This is a genomic window from Lonepinella koalarum, from assembly GCF_004565475.1.
Taxonomy (GTDB): Bacteria; Pseudomonadota; Gammaproteobacteria; order Enterobacterales; family Pasteurellaceae; genus Lonepinella; species Lonepinella koalarum.
Map to the genome: position 1 here is coordinate 51,279 of NZ_SRHX01000002.1, position 24,086 is coordinate 75,364.

Genomic DNA, 24,086 nt, shown 5'->3' on the forward strand with positions numbered 1-24,086 from the left:
GAAAACCGGCGAGGGTTTACGCCCTCCGTGAGTTCGAATCTCACTTCCTCCGCCACTTAATTCTAGAGAAGTCGTAAGTTAATCAATAGCTTACGGCTTTTTTGTTTTCTGATAAGTTTTGGCTTAATAGACAAAATGGTTACTAAAAAGTGGGATAAAGACTTATATTGCGAAGCGTTAACCTATTGTTGTTTTTCAGTAAGAGTAAGCTTTTGAGTATGTAGAACTATTATTTTTCTCATTCGGTTAAGGTAAGATGTTTGTATGAGGTGTTCATTTTTTCAATGTTTGTTTTGTGTGGTAACTCAATAATACATTAAGTTGATGAACACTTTTTTTATTTGTTGCTGTTAGATGGTAAATTCAAGTATTTTATTTTTAATTTCTTACGCAAACGTTTTCGTTATAGGTTTTTTTCCTTTATAATAACCTCCGTTTTATTTTATTCATCCCACTATTTTCAAAGGAAAACACCATGTTCCAAATTTTCCGTGGCTCACCAGCCTTGTCTGAATTTCGTTTAAATCAATTAGCCACTCGTTTTCAAAAAACTAGCTTACCGGTTAATTCTTGCTATGCGGAATATGTACATTTTGCTCATTTGAAAGCAGCATTAAATACCGAAGAAATGCAAAAATTAGAAGAATTATTACATTATGGTCCAACGTTGGCACAGCATGAACCGCAAGGAGAATGTTATGTTGTGATTCCTCGTGTTGGTACAATTTCTTCTTGGTCATCAAAAGCTACGGATATTGCTCATAACTGTGGTTTAGACAAGGTGGTGCGTTTAGAACGTGGTTTAGCATTTTATTTTGAATTTGAACGTGCTTTAACAGAGGATGAACAAGCAACATTGACTTATCATATTCACGACCGAATGATGGAAAATGTGGTGCGTGAATTGGTACATGCATCAAAATTATTTTACCAACAAGAACCGAAAGCTTTTACTACCGTGGATATTTTAAGCAGTGGTCGCCAGGCATTAGAACAAGCTAATGTGAATTTAGGTTTAGCCTTGGCGGAAGATGAAATGGATTATTTAGTGGAAAATTTCACCGCACTTGGGCGTAATCCTGTAGATATTGAGTTATATATGTTTGCTCAAGCCAACTCGGAACATTGTCGCCATAAAATCTTTAATGCGGATTGGGTGATTGACGGTGAAAAACAAGAAAAATCCTTGTTTAAAATGATCAAAAATACCTTTGAGAAAACCCCTGATTATGTGCTGTCCGCTTACAAAGACAATGCCGCAGTGATGAATGGCTCAAAAGTGGGGCGTTTCTTCCCCGATCAAGACGGGCAATATCGCTATCACAATGAAGATGCTCATATTTTGATGAAAGTAGAAACTCACAACCATCCAACAGCTATCTCGCCATTTCCAGGGGCGGCAACAGGTTCGGGTGGTGAAATTCGTGATGAAGGGGCAACAGGACGGGGTGCGAAACCAAAAGCAGGTTTAGTCGGTTTTTCGGTGTCTAACTTAGTGATCCCGGGCTTTGAGCAACCTTGGGAAAATCCGTTATCCAAACCGAATCGCATTGCCTCCGCCTTGGATATTATGCTTGACGGTCCTTTAGGCGGTGCGGCATTTAACAATGAATTTGGTCGCCCTGCTTTGTTGGGCTATTTCCGCACCTATGAAGAAAAAGTGAACAGCTTTGCTGGTGAAGAAGTCCGTGGTTATCATAAACCCATTATGTTGGCAGGCGGAATCGGCAATATCCGTGCTGAACACGTACAAAAAGGCGAAATTGCTGTTGGCTCAAAATTGATTGTGTTGGGTGGACCTGCGATGAATATCGGTTTGGGTGGCGGTGCGGCGTCCTCTATGGCATCAGGTAAATCCAAAGAAGATTTAGATTTTGCCTCCGTACAACGGGATAACCCTGAAATGGAACGCCGTTGTCAAGAAGTGATTGACCGTTGTTGGCAGTTGGGTGACGATAACCCGATTTTATTTATTCACGATGTGGGCGCTGGCGGTTTGTCTAATGCCATGCCTGAGCTTGTTCACGATGGCGGTCGTGGCGGTAATTTTGAATTACGCAAAATTCTCAGTGATGAACGGGGTATGTCACCGTTAGAAATTTGGTGTAACGAATCGCAAGAACGCTATGTCTTAGCGGTGTCGCCTGAAAAATTACCGTTATTTGAAGCATTATGTCAGCGTGAACGTGCCCCTTATGCGGTAATCGGCGAAGCCACTGAAGCATTGCATTTAACCTTAAATGACCGTCATTTTGGCAACAAACCCATTGATTTGCCAATGAATGTGTTATTAGGCAAAACCCCGAAAATGACTCGTGATGTGCAGTCAACTGCGGTGCAAAATCCAGCCGTTTCTCAACATGGCATTACATTAAAAGATGCTTTACACCGTGTGTTGCGTTTACCTGTGGTGGCAGAAAAAACTTTCTTAATTACTATTGGCGACCGCTCGGTGACAGGCATGGTGGCTCGTGATCAAATGGTTGGCCCGTGGCAAATTCCTGTATCGGATGTGGCAGTGACGACTGCATCTTTAGACAGCTATCACGGGGAAGCGATGACCATTGGCGAACGGGCTCCAGTGGCGTTATTAGATTTTGCAGCGTCCGCACGTTTAGCGGTAGCGGAAAGTATTACCAACATTGCGGCAACTAACATTGGCGATATTAAACGCATTAAACTCTCTGCCAACTGGATGTCAGCGGCAGGACACCATGGCGAAGATGCAGGGCTATATCAAGCAGTCAAAGCCGTGGGTGAAGAACTTTGTCCTGCCTTAGGCTTAACCATTCCTGTAGGTAAAGATTCCATGTCCATGAAAACCACTTGGCAAGAAAACGGCGAACAAAAATCTGTGACTGCACCGTTATCATTGGTAATTAGTGCCTTTGCTAGAGTGGAAGATGTGCGTAAAACCGTGACCCCACAATTACGCACTGATCAAGGGGTAACTCGCTTGTTATTAATTGATTTAGGTGAAGGGCGAAACCGCTTAGGAGCAACGGCACTGGCTCAAGTTTATAAACAATTAGGCGACAAACCAGCAGACGTCGTCAATGTTGATTTGTTGAAAAACTTCTTTAATGCGATGCAAACCTTAGTTCAAGATGGTAAGCTGTTAGCTTATCACGACCGTTCAGACGGCGGTTTAATTGTTACTTTAGCGGAAATGGCATTTGCTGGACATTGTGGTGTGTCAGCACATATTAGTACTTTAGGTGATAACGATCTTAGTGTGCTTTTCAACGAAGAATTAGGGGCAGTGATTCAAGTACGTGAAAGCGATCTTAATGCAGTACGTGACGTATTAAGTCAACATGGGCTGATTCATTTAACCAAAGAATTAGGTTATGTGACCGAAAATGATGAATTTATCATTTCTCGTGGTAATAAAGTGTTACTGGACGAAAAACGTTCGGAGTTACGTGCAATTTGGGCGGAACTTACTCACCAAATGCAACGCTTGCGTGATAATCCTGAATGTGCTGATCAAGAATTTGCAGCTAAGAAAAATCCTGACGATAGAGGTCTTTCTGCTTATTTAACTTACAATGTTGATCAAGATATAGCTGCCCCTTATATTGCTACTGGCAAAAAGCCGCGTATTGCGATTTTACGTGAACAAGGGGTAAACAGTCACGTTGAAATGGCAGCCGCCTTTGACCGAGCCGGTTTTGAAGCTATTGATGTGCATATGAGCGATTTACACCATGCTCGCTGTAATCTGAAAGATTTCAATGCGTTAGTAGCTTGTGGTGGTTTCTCTTATGGTGACGTTCTTGGTGCAGGTGGTGGCTGGGCGAAATCTATCTTATTTAATACCGCACTTCGTGAGCAATTCCAAACTTTCTTTGCGCGTGAAGATACGCTAACTCTCGGAATTTGTAACGGTTGCCAAATGATCTCAAATTTAGCAGAGATTATTCCCGGCACAGAAAACTGGCCACGTTTTGTACGTAATATGTCGGAACGTTTTGAAGCTCGCGCAGCGTTAGTACGAATTAATCAAAATAATTCTCCATGGTTTACGGAAATGGCAGGATCATATATGCCTATTGCCGTATCACATGGCGAAGGTCGAGTGGAATTTAAACATGAAAACCAGCTACAAGGCTTACATAAACAAGGGTTAATTATTGCTCAATATGTGGATAACAATATTCAACCTACCGAAGCCTATCCAGCAAATCCAAACGGATCGGTGGATGGAATCACCGCACTTTCCAACCAGAACGGACGTGTTGCTATTATGATGCCACATCCTGAACGAGTTTTCCGTGCTGTGAGCAATTCTTGGTATCCAAAAGAATGGAATGAAGATGGAGCTTGGATGCGGTTGTTTAGAAATGCCAGAGTGTTTTTTAAATAGAATATGTTGTTAAAAACGAAAGGGGATGAAAAAAATGATCTGACCCCAAAAAGTTAGACACTTACATTAAGGACTGAAGACGATATTGTATCGGACTCAGTCCTTTTAATTTTAACTGAATACGTTCTTCATTGTAATAGCGAGCATACTCATCAATCATGATTTTAATCTCATCAACTGTTTTAAAGGATTTCCCATAAAAACGCTCCGTTTTCATTCGCCCAAAAAAACTCTCCATTGCAGCATTATCTAGGCAATTTCCTTTACGAGACATACTTTGTTCAATGCCATTTTCTTGCAATATTCGCTGATAAGCTCGCATTTGATAGTGCCAACCTTGGTGTGAATGCAACACCGTTTTTTCTTCCTTAGTACGTTTTTTCAATGCGTTTTGCAACATCGTTTCTACTAATGCCCAATTCGAACTAGTGCTAGTGTGATGTGCGATTAGCTCGTTGTTAAATGTATCTAAAATCGGCGAAAAATAGAGTTTATTACCATCTTCTGCCTTGAACTCCGTAATATCTGTAAGCCATTTTTCATTCAGTTTGCTAGCGGTAAAATCACGTTTAAGCCGATTTTCGGCAATTCTTCCGACTTCACCACGGTAAGCATTATATTTTCGGCATTTTTTGCTTTTCACCTGCAAGCCCATTTCTTGCATAAGTCGTTGAATTTTCTTATGATTGATACCTTTTAATTCCGCAGCTACACGGCGATAGCCATACTCAGGGTGCTTTGCTTTTATCTTCCTGATTTCTGCTCTAAGAGCTTCATCTTTATCCGTTTTAGGCTTGATATGATAGAAAAATACACTACGAGAAAGTCCCGCAATTTCGAGCAACAAAGCTAACGGATAGCGTAATCTTAAGGCTTGGACCGCTTCTGCCGTTTCCTGTCTTCTCGTTTGATAATCTCGTCCAACTTTTTTAGAAAAGCGTTCTCCGCTTCAAGTCTTAAAATACGAAGTTCCAGCTCTTCTCCACGGGTTTTAGGTTTTGGGGGCATTTTAGGGTATTTCGGGGTCATATTCAGACGACCTTTAGGTTTGGGTAATAAGCCATTTATACCTTGTTTTTCAAAGGTTTTCAACCATTGACTAATCATGCCCGAGCTACTTAAGCCAAAATGTAACGCTGCACCACGACCCGAAAATTGACCCAAAAGTACGCTTTGAACAACGTTAAATTTGAACTCTGGAGAATACTTTTGTTTGCTATGTCGGACAGCTAATCCACTACTGCCTGAGTGTTTAAATTGCACAATCCAACGTCTAGCTGTCTCATTGGGCAGGTCAAAATGTTTGCATGTTATAGATAAACTTTCGTGATTTGAGAAGTAAAAATCCACGACTTGTTGTTTGAATGTTTGGTTGTATTTAGTCATAAAAATCTACACCTTGACTGGGTTGGTTATTAGTCCAACTTTTGGGGTGTAGATCAAAAATATTAAATTCTAATTTTATTGTCATTATTAATATAAAATATTATTATTATTTCTTGAAATAGTGTTTTCATAGGTATATCATGTCGTCCGCAGTTTTTATGTGTATGGATATATTTTTTATTAAGGAGAATAAAATGAAAATTGTTCATTTCAAATATTCAGCATTAACGCTTGCTTTAATATCGAATTTTGCCGTTGCGAATTTAGCTCAAACTACGCAGGTAGCAGATGCACCGACAGCGACAATAGATCAACAGCATGTGCCGGCTTTTGAGTTACGCAATCAAAATATTACGGAAGATGAAAGCCCAAAATCAGTATTCCTTCATCTTAATAATGTGGCAAAATCTGTGATAGATAACGTGTCTATTACGAATGCAAAAAATCCAGTGGGGATTATTCATATTGCCAACACCAATCTTACGGTTAATAGTTTGAATGTCACTTCAACCAATAAAGAAAGTAGATTTGGCATATTTCTTGCTGAATCGAATGCCAGCATTAACAATATGACCGTTGATGTCACCATAGCAAATTCACCTCATGGAGCGTTGTATTTTGATAGCCAGCCAGAGCAATCTTCTACGGTGACCAATTCATCCATTGCTAACCATGGTGATAACAGTACAGTTGTTGGGTTTGAGAACCATAATGCCACTTTTCGTCATGTAGCATTAAATACGACTGGGAAAGGCTCAACGTTGTTTTCTATAAGAGATAATTCTCAGTTGATTGCTGATAATATTACTGCCAACAATGCCGGAGATAATGGTTTTGTTATTCAAGTAGAAAAAAGCACGGTAATTGGAGAGCATGGTAATAATTTTAGCTTTGAAAACAGCCATATTACGAGTAAGCAAGGGATTAATTGGATTGAAAATGGCGATGATACTGATCTGGCTGGAAACATCCAAACGGTTAAGATACATTTAGATAATACCACGCTTGAAGCTAAAGATCAGTTAGTTCATGCAACTCGTAATGACTACGACATATTCACTACAGTGTTTGAACTGCAAAACAATTCTACATTAATTGGTGGGTTTAAAGAACCGAACAGTACTATTGATATTACTTTACATCCGACATCGACATGGAAAATGACATCTGACTCGCATATTCAGCTTTTAAGTTCATCAGGTGAGCAATCACTCATTGATTTTGCTTATGATGATAGCGATAAAACCAAAACATTAAGTGTAGATTGGCGATATTCAGGAAACCATTCATTCAATTTAAATTCAAAACTAGTCGATAATCAAAGTGATAAGATCGTCATAAATAATAGAATTCTGGAAAATTCAAGAGCCATTTTAAATATTACAGATAGAAGTGGTAATGATGAATTTGAGAATCCTAATCACAGTGCGACAGTGCTTGAAGCGACACCAGATTATGCAAATAATATTACGGTGATACTAAATGGCACAAATTATGTTAATGCCGGTGGCTATCGTTATCATTTAGCGAATGAAACGACGACGAATGGACAGGCTATTTGGAAATTGACTAGTTTACTCAAAGACGGCGAGCCGGTAAAAGATCCTGATTTTAATAAACCAAAAGTGGAAGACCCGAAAGCGGAAGATCCAAAAATGAAAGATCCAAAAGACGATGAATTGGTTCCATATTCGGATGATGAAAAAATATCGCCACATGAAGATTTAAATCTTCCTCCTAAGGATGATAATAAACCGGAAACAAACCCGGAAGCCAAACCGGAAATTAAACCGGAAATTAAACCGGAAATTAAACCGGAAATTAAACCGGAAATTAAACCGGAAATTAAACCGGAAATTAAACCGGAAATTAAACCGGAAATTAAACCGGAAACTAAACCACAAATTAAACCGGAAATTAAACCGGAAACTAAACCGGAAACCAAACCGGAAACCAAACCGGAAACCAAACCGGAAACTAAACCGGAAACTAAACCGGAAACTAAGCCGGAAATGAAACCGGAAACTAAGCCAGAAATTAAACCGGAAATTAAACCGGAAACTAAGCCGGAAACTAAGCCGGAAACTAAGCCGGAAACTAAGCCGGAAATTAAACCGGAAATTAAACCGGAAACTAAGCCGGAAATTAAACCGGAAATTAAACCGGAAATGAAACCGGAAACTAAACCGGAGACTAAACCGGAGACTAAACCACAAACCAAGCCAAACGGTGGTTCAACCGCAAAACCGCAGTTGGAGTTGAATGATACTGCAAATAACTTAACGTCTTTGCGCGCGGCACAAGTCGCAATATTAGATGCAGAATTAGCCGGTATTCATCAACGTTTAGGTGATGTGAGAAAGGGTACATCAACGAGTGTTTGGACACGTAGCGTTAATCAAAGCCAAAAATTTGATAAACAATCGGTATCATCACAAAGTAAAACATCTGGTGGCACACTAGATACTTACAATTTACAAGTCGGTGCGGATACGGATGTAACGGATAATGTACGTATTGGGGGATTTATCAGTACAACCGCTGCCAAAATGGACTTCGACGGTTCATATAGTAATGCTAAATTGTATTCAAAAGCAGTTGCACTTTATGCGAGCTATTTGAATGAAAATGGCTTCTATGTGGACGGTATTGCCAAATACTCTCGTTTACGTTCTGAATTTAATGCGGGGGGACAGGGTAAAAAAGATGTAACCTATCATTACAATGCTTACATTGTTTCTACTGAAGTCGGTCGCGAATTTAGTTTTGCTGAACAATGGTCAGTGACACCGCAAGTACAATTAGGTTGGTCAACTATTTCTGGTAACCAATATGAAGATCGCTTAAATGTATTGCACAGCAAAGTAGGTGTACGTGTGGCGAAAGGTATTCAAACCGGTCGTTTGAGTTTGAAACTATTTGCCGAAGTAAACGGTGTGTATGATAAATTTAACCATAGCAAAGTGACATTAGGTCAACAAGGTTTTGATATTGCCCGTCTTAGTGGCAGAGTGGAAACGGTAGTCGGTTTAAGTTTATCTGCGGGTAGCCATAGTTTTAGCGTTCAAGCGAACAATGCCTACGGTCAACATATAAAACAACCTTGGTCTGCTCAAGCTACTTATCGTTATCAATGGTAAGCTAAATAAAAGATCTGCCTTGCTTTGCTATGGATGGCGAAGTATAGGTAGATTTTTTATGTTATTTTGTCGATTAAGTTAATAAATATTATAGCTAAAGTGGTTTAGTAACTGGACATAAAATGAATAAATGCTAGATATTTCAATGTATTGTTCTATCTTAAAAATTTTTACAGTCAAATCTATCAGATCATTTCTTTGATAAAAGTCAAAAAAATATTAAATTCTCATTTTATTATCATTATTAATATAAAATATTATTATTTTTTCTTGAAATAGTGTTTTCATAGGTATATCATGCCGTCTGCAGTTTTTATGTGTATGGATACATTTTTTAATTAAGGAGAATAAAATGAAAATTGTTCATTTCAAATATTCAGCATTAACGCTCGCTTTAATAGCGAATTTTGCGGTCACCCAATCAGCACTTGCTGATTTAACACAGATAGGAAAACAGGTTGAAGTTAATAAGGACTCTTATGAGTTAGAAGATAAACATATCAAGGATGAATGGGCGAATGCCTCTATTGTTATTTCAAATGTAACAAAGGCAGTCTTGAGTAATATCTCTATTGATCATTCATCAAAGCAAAGTGGTGTTGTAATTGTGAATGATAGCAATGTGAGTATTAATGGGTTGAAAGTTAATTCAACGAATCCAAAAAGTGACTTTGGTTTATCATTTAGAAATACCAATGTGACAATCAATAATGCGGAGGTTAATGTATCAACTAAACCATCAGAGGGACCTCAGGCATTTCGTAGTGCCTTGGATCTTAAGTTCGGATATAATGGAGATAATCCTACAACAGTAGTAAGTAATTCGTCATTTACCAACCGTGCGAATCAAAGTGCTGTTGTTGTTTTGGCCCAACATAGTGCTATTTTTGATAATGTAACACTTAATGCTACAGGAGAAAAATCTACCTTATTTTCGTTACAGGAGGATGCTTCTAGGCTCACTGCGAAAAAAGTGATGGCGACAAATATCAATGATCAAGATGGCTTATTCATTCATATTGCTACAACCGTTTCATCTAAAGATATAGTTGGAGACCCCAAAGAACATTCTTTCTTATTTCAAGATAGCAATATTCATACTAGACGAGGTATTTATTGGGAGGATTCCGAAGGAATAATGGATTTAGCTCTTTTGAATAGTACATTAAATATTGATAATCAATTAGTAGAAATTAGTACTGAGAATGATGTCAATTACAATCTTGCGACATTAGTTTATTTAGAGAAATCTACTTTAACTGGAGGATTAAAAAATCCAAATAGTTGGGTCGATATTAAGTTAATTGATTCAACTTGGAATGTTACCTCGAATTCTATCGTACATAATTTATCTACCATTGGGGGAGAATCAAATATTAGTTTTGTGAATAATTCTGATGGATTTAAAACATTAACGATAACGGGCAAATATCAGGGAGCACATAACTTCTATGTCAACTCAAATATATCACAAGATCAAAGTGATAAAGTGGTACTATCGGGTAAGTTAAGTAATCAAGAGAATAGTGCAATTTTTTTAGTCAGCGATCAGAGTGGAGACCATAAATTTGATGACCCGAAAAAACATATTATCACGTTATTAGAATCGACTGATTTATCTGATAATCTAACAGTTAAATTAGGTGGAGACAATCAATATATCAACGCTGGAGGTTATCGTTATCATTTATATGAACTAACCATTAATGGGAAAAAAGAATGGGGATTGGCTAGCAAACTTGATAACAATAATGAACCAGAAATAGATCCAGATTTTAATAAACCAAAAATGGAAGAACCAAAGGCCGAGGAACCGAAATCTGATGAATTAGTTCCATATCCGGATGATGAAAAAATATCGCCGCATGAAGATTTAAATCTTCCTCCTAATGATGATAATAAACCGGAAATTAAACCGGAAACTAAACCGGAAACTAAGCCGGAAATTAACCCGGAAATTAACCCGGAAATTAACCCGGAAATTAACCCGGAAACTAAGCCGGAAACCAAACCGGAAATTAACCCGGAAATTAAACCGGAAACTAAGCCGGAAATTAACCCGGAAATTAACCCGGAAATTAACCCGGAAATTAACCCGGAAATTAACCCGGAAATTAACCCGGAAATTAACCCGGAAACTAAGCCGGAAACTAAGCCGGAAACCAAACCGGAAATTAAACCGGAAATTAAACCGGAAACCAAACCGGAAACCAAACCGGAAACCAAACCGGAAACCAAACCGGAAACTAAGCCGGAAATTAAACCGGAAACTAAGCCAGAAATTAAACCTGAAATTAAACCTGAAATTAAACCGGAAACTAAGCCGGAAACTAAGCCGGAAACTAAGCCGGAAACTAAGCCGGAAACTAAGCCGGAAACTAAGCCGGAAACTAAGCCGGAAACTAAGCCGGAAACTAAGCCGGAAACTAAGCCGGAAATGAAACCGGAAACTAAGCCAGAAATTAAACCTGAAATTAAACCTGAAATGAAACCGGAAACTAAGCCGGAAACTAAGCCGGAAACTAAGCCTGAAACTAAGCCGGAAATGAAACCGGAAACTAAGCCAGAAACTAAACCGGAAATTAACCCGGAAACTAAGCCGGAAACTAAACCACAAACCAAACCAAACAGTGGTTCAACCGCAAAACCGCAGTTGGAGTTGAATGATACTGCAAATAACTTAACGTCTTTGCGCGCGGCACAAGTCGCAATATTAGATGCAGAATTAGCCGGTATTCATCAACGTTTAGGTGATGTGAGAAAGGGTACATCAACGAGTGTTTGGACACGTAGCGTTAATCAAAGCCAAAAATTTGATAAACAATCGGTATCATCACAAAGTAAAACATCTGGTGGCACACTAGATACTTACAATTTACAAGTCGGTGCGGATACGGATGTAACGGATAATGTACGTATTGGGGGATTTATCAGTACAACCGCTGCCAAAATGGACTTCGACGGTTCATATAGTAATGCTAAATTGTATTCAAAAGCAGTTGCACTTTATGCGAGCTATTTGAATGAAAATGGCTTCTATGTGGACGGTATTGCCAAATACTCTCGTTTACGTTCTGAATTTAATGCGGGGGGACAGGGTAAAAAAGATGTAACCTATCATTACAATGCTTACATTGTTTCTACTGAAGTCGGTCGCGAATTTAGTTTTGCTGAACAATGGTCAGTGACACCGCAAGTACAATTAGGTTGGTCAACTATTTCTGGTAACAAATATGAAGATCGCTTAAATGTATTGCACAGCAAAGTAGGTGTACGTGTGGCGAAAGGTATTCAAACCGGTCGTTTGAGTTTGAAACCATTTGCTGAAGTAAACGGTGTGTATGATAAATTTAACCATAGCAAAGTGACATTAGGTCAACAAGGTTTTGATATTGCCCGTCTTGGTGGCAGAGTGGAAACGGCAGTCGGTTTAAGTTTATCTGGTGGTAGCCATAGTTTTAGCGTTCAAGCGAACAATGCCTACGGTCAACATATAAAACAACCTTGGTCTGCTCAAGCTACTTACCGTTATCAATGGTAAGCTAAATAAAAGATCTGCCTTGCTTCGCTATAGATGGTGAAGTTTAGGCAGGTTTTTTTTATGTTATAACGCTAGTTAATCTTTTTGAAAGAGCTGATAATTTTTTATGTTTATTTTGTTATCATCATTATCCTTTCATAATTTATTTCCGATCGAAAAACGTAAGTTAAAATTATTAAGAGAGTACTGCCGATATAGGGTGCGATTATTTTTATATAAGCAATCTATTCAACAGTTGTCAGACTATTTAATCGCACATTCTATATGGCAACCTGTTTTTCAGAAAAATATTTACCGTGCGAATGCATTATTAAATAAATACTGTGATAAACGTTTTAATATTAATGCTCGTTTGAACGCGATAATGGCCAATTTTTATTTGGTAGAACGTTATTTTCCACAGGATAAACTCACGCTATTAATTGAGCAAGAACATATTTTATTAGCTAAATTAACCGATGAATTAGATTTATATTTAAATATTAATAGGATAGATCCTTTTGAAGGATTTTTCTCATTAAATATTGTGAATCAACAAAAAAGCCGTATTTATGATGCATCATTTACTTTTTTATTCCCCAATAAATTATTAATTGCATCAATTCAAGGACCAAATCATGATCAAGCTCAAAATATCGTACGTGATGCAACTAAATTGTTACATGGCACTCGTCCTATGTTTATGTTAGTCAACGTATTTAAAATATTGGCTCACCTATTAGGTTGTGAATTATATGGTATTCCACATAAATACCAAGCTAAATATCGTTGGAATGATAATAAATATTTATTGTTTAATTATGATGTATTTTGGCAACAAAATGGAGCGACATTCGTTAATAAATACTGGCGGCTGTCGAATGAAATTAAGCGAAAATCATTGGAAAATATTGCGAGTAAGAAACGATCTATGCACCGTAAACGTTATGAAATGTTTGATCAGGTGGAAAGTCAGATAAAAGCATTTCTAGAAAATGAGTAGCAATTTTCACCGCACTTTTGCCAAGTGCGGTGTTTTTTTATGAACTTTTGGTGGATAAATAAAGTAATCCATAACCTAAAATAGCTGAACTACAAGAACCTAATAATACCCCTAATCTTGATAATGTATTGATAGTACTAGCTACTCCTCCTTCAAAGGCAAGGCTGGCAAGGAACATTGACATGGTAAAACCGATCCCACAAAGTACCGCAATGGCAAAGACTTGTTTTAAATTCACACCTTCTGGCAATTTCGCTACACCAAGTTTAATGGATAAATAACTAAAACTAAACACGCCAAGTGGTTTACCGATGAATAAACCAAGGCTAATTCCCACTGGTAAGGCAGATAAAATCATATTACTATTCACATTACCAAGAGAAACCCCGGCATTAGCAAAAGCAAATAATGGTAATATGAAAAAATAACACCAAGGCACTAGAAAATGTTCAACAGTATGCAATGGGGTGTTGCCGTTTTTATCTTTTAATGGAATACAAAAACCAAGAATCACCCCAGCAAGCGTGGCATGCACACCTGATTTTAACACCGATGCCCATAACACTAAACCGACTAATAAATAAGCACAAATATACCCGACTTTTAGACGATTTAAAATAATTAAACCAATAATTGCAATAGCAGAAACGGTTAAGGCTAGGGTACTTAAATCTGATGAAAAAAACAATGCAATTACCACAATAGCCCCCAAATCATCAATAATGGCTAACGCGAGTAAAAAGACCTTTAAAGGAAAAGGTACCCGCTTACCTAACAAGGCTACAATGCCTAATGCAAAGGCAATATCGGTTGCCATCGGGATAGCCCAACCATTTGATAACTCAGCATGTTGTTGAGTAATAAACCAGTAAATTATAGCAGGAATAATCATTCCACCGATGGCAGCAAATGCGGGAAAGATTGCTTGTTGATAGCTAGATAAGGAACCTTCTAATATTTCACGTTTGACTTCCATGCCAACCAACACGAAAAATACCGCCATAAAGCCATCATTGATCCAATGAATAAAGTTTTTATTAATGCTAAATGTACCGAATTGTATTGCTACCGGAATATCTAGAAAGTCGAAATAAGCAGATTGTAAACTACTATTTGCGCATAACATTGCGATGAAAGCAAAGATCAATAATAAAATCCCACTAGCAGATTCCATTTTAAAAAATCGCTGGACAAAATTGAGCATAAAAATGTTTCTCCTACAAAATATAAAAGGGAAATATTATCATAATTAAAGTATAAATGGGGAGATTTTCGTTGAGCTGTGGGGATTATGTAAGGGATTAATGTGATTTGGAAATGGTTATGGATGTTGCTTAATGCTTAGATAGTGTAAGAATAGAAAGTTTTTTTGGAGAGAATGAAATTAAAATAGCAATTGATCATATTCCGCTATTACAATATACAGCAAATTAGGTTAAGATTAAGAGGACCATAACAAAATATTATTATTAGTCATGGAAATTGGAACCTGATCTTTTGTAACACACTCATAAAAGATAACCCCTTTTTTTATAGAATACAATTGTTAAATAATAGTTAGTATTATGTTATTTATTCTGGAGTTAAATATGTATAAACAACAAGAAATATTAGATGAATATGACGAAGTGATTGAGAACGTAGTTCCTCCACAAGATATTTTTGCATTCAATGAATCACGTTCATGTGCGGATCTCAAAAGAATGTATGATAAAAAACAGATTGATATATCTCCAGATTTCCAACGTGAGCAGGTTTGGAAATTACGAGATCAGACTCGATTTTTAGATTCTTTATTGAAGAATCTTCCTATTCCGAGTATGTGTATTAGTTTGGATATTAGTAGTCAGAAAAGAGTTGTAATTGATGGATTACAAAGAATATCAACAATAGTAAAGTTTCTTGATGCTGTAGAAAATGATGATGAGTTTCAGCTATCTTCTTTAGATGATATAGATGATAGACTTTCGGGAATGAAAATTAAGCAAATAAAAGAATGCTTTCCTGAAGTGATTAGCTTCATAGAAAATGTCTCTATTCCAGTTACAGTATTGAGATGTGATCTAAGTAAAAAAGATCATATGGATTATATTTTTACTATATTTCATAGACTTAACACTGGGGGGGTAAAGTTAAATAACCAAGAAATTAGAAACTGTATTTTTAATGGTAAGTTGAATAATCTCCTAGTTAATTGTGCAATAGATAAATATAATGAAATTAAGGCATTATTAGGAAGTGAGAATTCTCGATTTGCATTTGAAGAATTTATTTTGCGATTTTTCGCTTTTCAGGATGAATTTAGTATTTATCGAGGTAATTTGACCAAATTTTTAAATGATTATATGGCATGTTATAAAATGATAGATGATGAAGAGTTTGAGAAAAAGAAAACCCTTTTTTCGGAAGTCATAGATTTAGTATTTGCAAATAATATTGATCATAAAAAACTTTCAAAGGTTATTCTCGAAGCTATTCTTTATGGAGTAGCAAAGAATTTAGAGTATTTAAAAAATGGCGCTAATGTTGATTTGAGTACTAGATATGAAACGCTCATCAGTTTGGAAGAATTTAAAACTGAGAATTTACAAGGAGGGTTGATGCAGAAACAAAAAGTTGAAGCAAGATTAAATCAGGCTAATAATGTGTTTGGAGATAGCTCTCAAAAATGATGGATACTCAAAAAATCCAAGCAACTCTTGATAGTATAGGGGAATGGTACGATCGGGATATTACTGAACCGAATTTTGATCTCCAATTAAGTCTATATTGCAAGATGGCAGCACTTGAACTTTGCGGGTGGTTAGAAGAGGTTTATGATAATGTAATAATATCTTTTTTACATAGAAAAGGATTATCAGAAAAAGAAATAGAAAATTTTGAGAAATCATATGTTAGAAAAGTTCATGGCTTAAGTTACTCTGAACATTTTCGCCGTTTGATGATTGATACTTTGGGTTATACGGTTGTTTTGGATATTGAGTCAAAAACGCCAAAACTTGAAGCGTTAATATCCAATCTAGATACATTACACAAATATCGTAATTGCATGGCCCATAGACAATACTTTGATTATCGGGAAAAAATTCCAATAAAAGCGCAACAACAAATCATTTCTCCAAGTGGAATTAAGTCTATATTTGAGGCAATAAATCCAATTTTGAAAGAAATTGTAGATAAAATTGATATATTATAAAGTATAGTAATAATAGAAGTTAAACTACTAAGAGTTTTTTAGCCCATGAAAAATGTATAACAACATACTTGATATAACCATAACATAAGGAATGTATCTGCATAAGAAATGCGAAAGGTTGGAGATGGAGTATGAGTAAAAGATTAGTCGAGTCTATAACAAAATTTGTGTAAATACCTGTTTCTGAGATAATATTCAAAAACAGGTATTTTTATAGGATACCACTGCTAGTCAGGTTATACACCGATTCGTTCTTTCGCTTCTTCAATCGCTTCTGCCACTCTCAACGGAGACACACCACCCTTGGCACTACGTTTATCCAAGCAAGATTGCAATGACAAAATAGGATAAACATCCTCGCTAATGACATCGCTAAATTGATGGAATTCTTGTACAGTTAGATCTTCTAAGCCTTTTTGTAGCTTGATGGCATAAACCACAGTTTCACCCACAATATGATGAGAATCGCGGAATGGTACACCTTTAGCGACTAAGTAATCCGCTAACTCAGTGGCATTGGAGTAGCCTTTGAGAGCGGCTTCTCTGGTACGATTCACATTAACTTTAATATCTTCTAACACAAATGATGCCATGGTTAAACAATCGTGCCATGTGTCTAAAGCATCGAAAATGCCCTCTTTGTCTTCCTGCATATCTTTATTATAGGCTAATGGCAAGCCTTTGATGGTTGTCAACATTCCCATTAAAGAACCGATCACACGCCCTGTTTTACCACGAATTAACTCGCATGCATCGGGGTTTTTCTTTTGTGGCATGAGTGACGATCCTGATGTGACTCGATCGGATAATTCCACAAAATCTGCTTCGCCACTGTTGAAAATAATCATATCTTCAGCGAAACGGGAGAGGTGTGCCATACTTAATGATGCAGTGGAAAGCAATTCAATAATATGATCACGGTCGGAAACACTGTCTAAGCTGTTGCGAGTTGCCATAGCAAAACCAAGATCTTGTGCTAATTGCTCACGATCGATAGGGTAGGCTGTCCCCGCTAATGCCCCACTGCCGAGCGGACAAGTATTCATGCGGCGATAAGCATCCGCTAAACGGCTGTAATCTCGTTCTAACATTTCTACATACGCCATACACCAGTGAGCAAAGCTGATTGGTTGAGCGCGTTGTAAATGGGTATAACCAGGCATCACGGCGTGTTGATTATTTTCTGCGGTTGCCACTAATTTGGCTTGTAGTTCACGTACACTGTATTGCAATTCTGTGACTTGCTGTTTGCACCACATTTTTATGTCAAGGGCAACCTGATCGTTACGGCTACGTCCTGTGTGTAGTTTTTTACCTAGATTGCCGACTTTATCAATGAGCTTACTTTCTACCCAACTATGAATATCTTCCGCATCATCTTGCAAAATCGCCAGCGGATTTGACCGCACTTCAATTAACAACTGATTTAACGCTTGTTCCAGTTGAGCCTGCTCATCTGTGGTGAGAACGCCGACACTCACTAATGCCTTTGACCAACCCACTGAACCCTCAATATCTTGTTCTGCTAAACGATAGTCAAAACGCAGTGAATCATTAAAATCTTTAAAACGTTTATCTGCCGCTTGGGTAAAGCGACCGCCCCATAATGCCATGTTGTTGTCCTTTTATTTTTATTTAGGGAGTAATTCTTGTGCCGATAATTTCACCCGCAAAAAGTGCGGTGAGTTTTTCAGGATATTTCCAATTCGCAATATCTACGCCACGTTGTAATAATTGTGCTGCGTCTAACGCTGCTTTTACTTTGACAATCATACCGTCAGTAATCACTTTATCAGCAATTAATTGTTCAATTTGTGCTGCAGTTAATTGTGAAATGCGTTGCTTATTGCCGTCTAATACGCCGTCCACATCCGACAACATGACTAAATCTGCGTTAATTAATGCTGCAATAGCGGTGGCAGCTTGATCGGCGTTGACATTCATTAAACACCCTTGATCATCAACAGCAATAGAGCTAATAATCGGTAAAAAATTGCTGGTTAATAATTGCTCTAACAGAGTAGCGTTTTTTGCTTGTACATTGGCGACATGACCTAATTCAGGATCAGATTGCACTGCACTGGTTAAATTGCCGTCAGCAAGACTTAATCCGACAGGATTTAACTGAAATTTTATGGCTTGTGCCAGCAGTTTTTTATTGGCAATGCCAGCCAACGCTCCTACAATAATGTCAATTTGATCGCTTGGGGTCACTCGCAAGCCATTTTTCTTTTGTACGGGTAAGCCTAATTTTTTCATTAAATCATCCACTACGCAACCACCACCATGCACGATAACTAAAGGGCGAGTAGAGTGTTGTAGATAATGAGCTAAAGCAAGAAATAAATTTTCCATTGCGGCTGGGGTATCTAATAACACACCGCCTAATTTAATCACTAAAGGTCTAATCATTGCGATAAATCCTTAAAATAAACCGAGCGTTTCATTATAACCAAAGCGAATATTGGCACATTGTACCGCTTGTGATGCTGCCCCCTTGAGCAGGTTATCTTCTGCTCCTACAATCACTATATGTCCGTTATGGGTGGCAAAACCAATATCACAATAAGGAGTAAATTCTACCGCCTTAATACTTGGTAAGCCCTGTGCGTAAATTCGCACTAATGGACAATTCGCATAATATTGCTGATAGGCAGATGTAATTTGCTCATCCGTCACATTTTCTTGCAATTTAGCCGTAATTGTCGCCAAAATACCCCGCTTAAAGTTACCTAAGTGGGGGGTAAAAATCACTTCGGTACCTAAATGGGTGGCGATTTCAGGTTGGTGACGGTGCGTAAAGACACCATAAGCGTTTAGACTTACTTCACAAAAACTGCTGGTAATACTGGGTTTGCGTCCGGCTCCACTTACCCCACTAACTGCATTAATAACAGGTAATTGATTGAGATCTAATAAATTATTTTCAATTAATGGTTTGAGACTTAACTGTGAAACGGTTGGGTAACAGCCGGCAACAGCGACTAAATCTGTTTGCTGAATCTGTTTACTATTCCATTCTGCCAAACCATATACGGCAAAATCTAATAATTCTGGATATTTATGTTCAAATCCATAATATTTGGTATAAAAGTCAGCATTATTGACACGAAAAGCCCCAGACAGATCGAAAACATGGCAATCTTGCTGTAGGAAAACAGGGGCAAGATCGTGACTGACTTGGTGATCTGTGGCTAGAAATACTACATCCGCATCAATTGCTAATAGGGATAAATCATCAGGCAACGGTTGCAACGGTAAATCGCAGAACGTTCGTAGTTGTGGATAAAGATCCGAAATTAATTTATTCGCATCTAAACTTTGTTGTGAAACATAAAGCCCAGCCAGCTCAAAATGCGGATGACGTGTTAAAATCTGAGCTAATTCTGCACCAGTGTAGCCACTGGCACCGATAATAATGACTTTTTGTGTCATAACTTCCCCCCTTTAGAATACAGTATGATGATTATTTATGCTATTATTCTGCATAAATATACAAAAAGCAACTGTTATTCGGCAAATATAATGAAAAACTTAGCGAAATTATACCGCACTTTTGAGGCAATTAAAGGGCACATTCTCCATCAGGATAAGTATGGTGTAATTATTGTGTAATGTACTTGTAAAATATTTGTAACGAAGTGTTTTTATTTTGCGATCTTTCTCACATTTAAGTAATTTTCCATATTAATACCTTACTCTTTTAATCAAGTATTAATTATAATAAGAATGATTATTAATACTAATAGAGATTATTATGAAAAAAGAAACCTTTTTAAGCATAGTGGTATTAGCAGTGACACCAACGGCTTTTGCCACCGATCTTGCCGATCCTGATCAAATTCAACCGTTAAAATCCTTTTCCCCACCGAAACCTATCGCTCCCAATATTGCGCAAGGTTATATGATTGAAAATCAATTTGATCGCACTGACCGTTTGTCGTATTTTTCCGTGGCGAATAAAGTCAATGAGGGCGTTGCACCGTTAAAATTAAGCTCAGGTGTTTATGGCTCAAGTTTTTATAACTCCCTGTTTTCAGGTTTCCGTGAAGCCAATTATTATGCCTTGTTTAATGTGAATCACACCAAAGCCAATCGCTATAAAGACGGGCAAGGTAACAAGGTGAATTTTGGTTATGAACGCTTTAATCAAGCGGCGGTGTTGGGCTGGTTGCCCAATGATCGCACGGAGTTTCGTTTAACCTTTATTCATGATGATTTGGACGAGGATAAACAGCCTGAACATCAAATGGATCCTGTCAGTACCGAGCGTTATGTGGTGCGGTTAAATGGGCGTTTGGGGCAGGAAGATTTGAGCAATACGCTCAGTACTGAATTGACCTATCGCCATGTGAAACGCCATGCGGATAACTATACTTTACGCTCTGTGGCGGGCAATAATGTGTATGTGTTGCTGCATCGTGAAATCTTTGATGCAGCCGTGAAATATGATGTGGATTGGCGCAATTTCCACAATCAAATTGGCGTAAGTTATCAGCATGATGACCAAGATGGCGACCGCTATTTGCACACCGCTGCACGGGATATTTTAAACGGTTATCGTTTTGGTAATGTGCATATTGATCGCTATCGGGTATTTGATAATCTGCATTATACCTTTAATGATCAGCATAAACTGGGCTTAGGTTTGACCTATGAATATAACAGTGCGGATGTGCGGAAATTCAATAGCAATTTGCCAAATCCAATGATGCCTGGTACGCAATTTGCTAATATTCAAACCTTGTGGAAAACCTATTTCGGGCGAAATTCAACGGACGGCAAAATCAAACAAAATGCCTTGTCTGCCGAGTTGAAATATGAATTTACTCCAACTGAATTGCAACACTATGCGTTAAGCCTCGGACATTTAGAACGGGTGGGCGACAATATGGAGCGGTTTAATTCCTTGGCATCTATTGTGGTTCGTCCGAACGGCACAACCATGAATCAACAACCTGCCAGTGCCATTGTGGATAATCCTTGGCTGAAACCTGAAGAGCATAATCGAATTAAATTTGATTTTGATTTGAAAAATGAATTTTACAAAGGTTATTTAAATTCTATTTTGGATAACGGCTGGAATGTTGGCGGTTCTTTGGTGTATGACGATGTGAAAAACTTGATTATTTTTGACCGCACTCGGGGACAATCAGGCACCGTTGATCGTAGCGGTGGCATTATCACTCGCAATGTGGATGCCAAGTTAATCGTGGCAAATTTATACGCTAACTACAATTTCTTGCAAAATTGGGCAGTGGGGGCAAAAGCCTTTTATAACTACGGCAAAAACGACACCGATAATCGCCCGTTGTATCAAATTCGTCCCTTTGAGTTGAACGCCAATTTAGATTACCGCAACTATTTCCAATACGGCAGTTACAACCTTGGTGCGGCGGTGCGTTATGTGGCGAAACAAAACAAAGGCGATTTTGACCGCACTTCTGGCTTAGGCATTGACAACCGTGAAGCGGCGAAACAATTTACCGTGGTGGATCTCTACGCAGGCTTAAATTTTCAGGATAAATATGCCGTGCGTTTGGGCGTGAACAATCTGTTTAACCGCCAATATGCCGAATTTATTAGCGGCGATCATGTGTTGGCACTCACCCCAAATGTGGTGAACGCCCCAGGTCGCACATTCTGGTTAAGCCTACATGCTTCATTCTAAGATTGGGAGAAAAAAGATGAATACTGAAATACAACGCCGAACATTTTTAAAATTAAGTTCCGCCCTATTATTATCCAGTGCCGCACCCCGTTTGTTTGCGGCAAGCAAAACTGCCTTTACTATTTATGGCGCGCCTGCCTTGCCAAGCCTAACCATTGCGGTCGCTACGCTACAAGGACAATTAGCCAAACAAGCGGACACCAGCCTTAAAATCTGGAAAAATCCCGATCAACTTAGAGCAGGGGTTGCCAGCGGTGAATTTAAAGTGATGATGAGTCCAAGCAATGTGGGGGTGAATCTGCAAAACCAAGGGCAAAATGTGGGAATGATTAATATTTTGACTAACGGTATTGTACAATTATTAGGCAAAAATGACATCAGCTCCCCTGAGCAATTGGTGGGGAAAAAAGTCATTATGCCTTTTAAAAATGATATGCCTGACATTACCTTTAGAGCCTTGTTAAAACAACGGGGTATTGATGAAAGTAAGGTGGATATTACCTATACGGCAACACCAGCGGAAGCGGTAAGCCTATTTTTAACTCAACCTTTTGACATTGCCTATTTGCCTGAACCGCTCGCCAGTGCTTGTATTTTGAAAGGTAAAAAAATGGGCGTAGAAGTGGTGCGAACCTTTGATTTCTTGCAAAGTTGGGCGGAAAGTTTTAACACCCAACCGATTATTCCCCAAGCAGGGATTATCGCCAATCGTGATTTTTATCAAGCCCATGTGGCAGACTTTGAGCTGTTACATCAGGATTTGCAAAGTGCTTTAACTTGGGTGAAAAACAATCCGCAAAGTGCGGCGGAAATTGGCACAAATTATTTCCCAGCACCAGCTCCTGCCATTGCAAACGCCATTCCGCACGCTAATTTAACCGTGCGAAAAGGTTCAGAAATCAAGGAAGAATTGCTGAAATTCTATGACATTGTGTTGCGTTACAACCCGAAACTATTAGGCGGAAAATTGCCAGCGGACGACTTTTTCCTATGTTAAGCGTGGATAAAGTTCGCAAGCCACAAACGCCAATTTTCTATGTCATTGATTATTTATGGGGTGGTTTTGCCACCCTTGGCGTGGTGGCAATGTTGCTCGCCATTTGGCAATGGGGCAGTAATAGCGTTGGCGAATTTCTGCTCCCTAGTCCGCTGGTGGTGTTTCAGCAAGCCATGGATTTATTGCGAAATTTTGGCGAAAATCAACTTGATCTTTCCCTGTGGCGTGCCTTGGTGGGCGTAAGCAGTGCTTTATTGCTTGGCATGATCGCAGGCTTTATCGCTGGCACATCAAAAACCCTGATGGCAATGCTTAAACCCTTAATGACCATGTTACTCGCCACACCACCAATTATTTGGGTAGTGATGGCGTTATTTTGGTTCGGTTTTGGCAACGCCAGCGTGCTGTTTACCATTATTATCATTGTCACGCCACTGACCTTTGCCAGCAGTTCCGTGGGGATTACCACGGTGAGCCAGCAAATGAAAGAAGTGTTTGATGCGCATCATCTCGGCTGGGCGAAAAAACTGCGTTATCTGTATATTCCCCATTTAACAGCTTACATTATTGCCAGTATCAGTGTCGCCGTGGCATCGGGCATGCGAATTGTGGTCATGGCAGAATTATTGGGGGCGAGTGACGGTGTGGGATCTCGCATTGCTGATGCTAGAGTAATGTTGGATACGCCCACGGTGATGGCGTATGTGTTGTTGGTGATTTTGTTGGTGGCGTTATTTGAATATTTGATTATTAAGCCACTGGAAATTTTGTTTATGCCATGGAAAAGGTAAGCAGGAAAAAGAG

Annotated in this window: 14 protein-coding genes; 9 read left to right on the plus strand and 5 right to left on the minus strand. The window is 38.5% G+C overall.

Features of this window, described 5'->3' with window-relative positions:
- Positions 1 to 475: 475 nt before the first annotated feature.
- The gene (gene purL, locus E0709_RS03005; protein WP_132301697.1) at positions 476 to 4,369 is read left to right on the plus strand and encodes a phosphoribosylformylglycinamidine synthase; all 3,894 of its coding nucleotides are present in this window, start codon (positions 476 to 478) and stop codon (positions 4,367 to 4,369) included.
- Between the two features lie 61 nt (positions 4,370 to 4,430).
- Here purL and E0709_RS03010 read toward each other — a convergent pair.
- Positions 4,431 to 5,755 (minus strand): IS3 family transposase gene (locus tag E0709_RS03010; RefSeq protein ID WP_132301695.1). Its coding sequence is split into 2 segments (ribosomal slippage): positions 4,431 to 5,290 and positions 5,290 to 5,755, totalling 1,326 coding nucleotides; the frame shifts between segments, so codons are not numbered across the junction.
- A gap of 194 nt (positions 5,756 to 5,949) precedes the next feature.
- On the opposite strand from E0709_RS03010, the gene E0709_RS03015 reads away from it, so the two are divergent.
- The 3 genes from E0709_RS03015 (at position 5,950) to E0709_RS03025 (ending at position 13,418) form a co-directional block, all read left to right on the plus strand.
- Positions 5,950 to 8,895 carry an autotransporter outer membrane beta-barrel domain-containing protein gene (locus E0709_RS03015; RefSeq protein ID WP_165867215.1) on the plus strand — a complete coding sequence of 982 codons (2,946 nt, stop codon included), beginning with the start codon at positions 5,950 to 5,952 and terminating at the stop codon, positions 8,893 to 8,895.
- 352 nt (positions 8,896 to 9,247) lie between these two features.
- Positions 9,248 to 12,436, plus strand: coding sequence for an autotransporter outer membrane beta-barrel domain-containing protein (locus tag E0709_RS03020; RefSeq protein ID WP_135107927.1), 3,189 nt, complete (start codon positions 9,248 to 9,250; stop codon positions 12,434 to 12,436).
- Between the two features lie 106 nt (positions 12,437 to 12,542).
- Positions 12,543 to 13,418, plus strand: coding sequence for a VirK/YbjX family protein (locus E0709_RS03025; protein ID WP_132301687.1), 876 nt, complete (start codon positions 12,543 to 12,545; stop codon positions 13,416 to 13,418).
- A gap of 37 nt (positions 13,419 to 13,455) precedes the next feature.
- Here E0709_RS03025 and nhaA read toward each other — a convergent pair whose 3' ends face one another.
- A complete protein-coding gene (gene nhaA / locus E0709_RS03030; RefSeq protein WP_132301685.1) occupies positions 13,456 to 14,622 on the minus strand; it encodes a Na+/H+ antiporter NhaA in 1,167 nt (388 codons plus the stop codon).
- Between the two features lie 385 nt (positions 14,623 to 15,007).
- On the opposite strand from nhaA, the gene E0709_RS03035 reads away from it, so the two are divergent.
- Together E0709_RS03035 and E0709_RS03040 are read left to right on the plus strand one after the other, a co-directional pair.
- Positions 15,008 to 16,090 carry a DUF262 domain-containing protein gene (locus tag E0709_RS03035; RefSeq protein WP_207905231.1) on the plus strand — a complete coding sequence of 361 codons (1,083 nt, stop codon included), beginning with the start codon at positions 15,008 to 15,010 and terminating at the stop codon, positions 16,088 to 16,090.
- The gene (locus E0709_RS03040) at positions 16,087 to 16,614 is read left to right on the plus strand and encodes a HEPN domain-containing protein (protein ID WP_132301681.1); all 528 of its coding nucleotides are present in this window, start codon (positions 16,087 to 16,089) and stop codon (positions 16,612 to 16,614) included. The genes E0709_RS03035 and E0709_RS03040 overlap by 4 nt, the downstream gene beginning before the upstream one ends.
- 236 nt (positions 16,615 to 16,850) lie before the next feature.
- Here E0709_RS03040 and argH read toward each other — a convergent pair whose 3' ends face one another.
- The 3 genes from argH to argC are packed head-to-tail and all read right to left on the minus strand — an operon-like array spanning position 16,851 to position 20,049.
- Positions 16,851 to 18,227: an argininosuccinate lyase gene (argH, locus tag E0709_RS03045; protein ID WP_132301679.1), complete on the minus strand. Its 1,377-nt coding sequence runs from the start codon at positions 18,225 to 18,227 to the stop codon at positions 16,851 to 16,853.
- 22 nt (positions 18,228 to 18,249) lie between these two features.
- Positions 18,250 to 19,023 (minus strand): acetylglutamate kinase, encoded by a 774-nt coding sequence (argB, locus tag E0709_RS03050; RefSeq protein WP_132301851.1) that lies wholly within the window; start codon positions 19,021 to 19,023, stop codon positions 18,250 to 18,252.
- 15 nt (positions 19,024 to 19,038) lie between these two features.
- Positions 19,039 to 20,049, minus strand: coding sequence for an N-acetyl-gamma-glutamyl-phosphate reductase (gene argC / locus E0709_RS03055; protein WP_132301677.1), 1,011 nt, complete (start codon positions 20,047 to 20,049; stop codon positions 19,039 to 19,041).
- Positions 20,050 to 20,371: 322 nt separating this feature from the next.
- Between argC and E0709_RS03060 the strand changes: the two genes are divergently transcribed.
- The 3 genes from E0709_RS03060 to E0709_RS03070 are packed head-to-tail and all read left to right on the plus strand — an operon-like array spanning position 20,372 to position 24,073.
- Positions 20,372 to 22,285, plus strand: coding sequence for a TonB-dependent receptor domain-containing protein (locus E0709_RS03060; RefSeq protein ID WP_132301675.1), 1,914 nt, complete (start codon positions 20,372 to 20,374; stop codon positions 22,283 to 22,285).
- A 16-nt stretch (positions 22,286 to 22,301) separates the two neighbouring features.
- Positions 22,302 to 23,282, plus strand: coding sequence for an ABC transporter substrate-binding protein (locus E0709_RS03065; protein ID WP_132301673.1), 981 nt, complete (start codon positions 22,302 to 22,304; stop codon positions 23,280 to 23,282).
- Complete coding sequence (locus E0709_RS03070; RefSeq protein WP_132301671.1) at positions 23,276 to 24,073, plus strand: ABC transporter permease; 798 nt, start codon at positions 23,276 to 23,278, stop codon at positions 24,071 to 24,073. Before E0709_RS03065 ends, E0709_RS03070 begins: the two co-directional genes overlap by 7 nt.
- The last annotated feature ends 13 nt before the right edge of the window (positions 24,074 to 24,086 follow it).

Bases quoted from the DNA above. Each gene is read 5' to 3' on its own strand.
- E0709_RS03060 (WP_132301675.1), top strand. From the start codon at position 20,372: ATGAAAAAAGAAACCTTTTTAAGCATAGTGGTATTAGCAGTGACACCA.
- argH (WP_132301679.1), bottom strand. From the start codon at position 18,227: ATGGCATTATGGGGCGGTCGCTTTACCCAAGCGGCAGATAAACGTTTT.
- argC (WP_132301677.1), bottom strand. From the start codon at position 20,049: ATGACACAAAAAGTCATTATTATCGGTGCCAGTGGCTACACTGGTGCA.
- E0709_RS03035 (WP_207905231.1), top strand. From the start codon at position 15,008: ATGTATAAACAACAAGAAATATTAGATGAATATGACGAAGTGATTGAG.
- E0709_RS03040 (WP_132301681.1), top strand. From the start codon at position 16,087: ATGATGGATACTCAAAAAATCCAAGCAACTCTTGATAGTATAGGGGAA.
- E0709_RS03020 (WP_135107927.1), top strand. From the start codon at position 9,248: ATGAAAATTGTTCATTTCAAATATTCAGCATTAACGCTCGCTTTAATA.
- nhaA (WP_132301685.1), bottom strand. From the start codon at position 14,622: ATGCTCAATTTTGTCCAGCGATTTTTTAAAATGGAATCTGCTAGTGGG.
- purL (WP_132301697.1), top strand. From the start codon at position 476: ATGTTCCAAATTTTCCGTGGCTCACCAGCCTTGTCTGAATTTCGTTTA.
- E0709_RS03065 (WP_132301673.1), top strand. From the start codon at position 22,302: ATGAATACTGAAATACAACGCCGAACATTTTTAAAATTAAGTTCCGCC.
- E0709_RS03015 (WP_165867215.1), top strand. From the start codon at position 5,950: ATGAAAATTGTTCATTTCAAATATTCAGCATTAACGCTTGCTTTAATA.
- E0709_RS03025 (WP_132301687.1), top strand. From the start codon at position 12,543: ATGTTTATTTTGTTATCATCATTATCCTTTCATAATTTATTTCCGATC.
- E0709_RS03070 (WP_132301671.1), top strand. From the start codon at position 23,276: ATGTTAAGCGTGGATAAAGTTCGCAAGCCACAAACGCCAATTTTCTAT.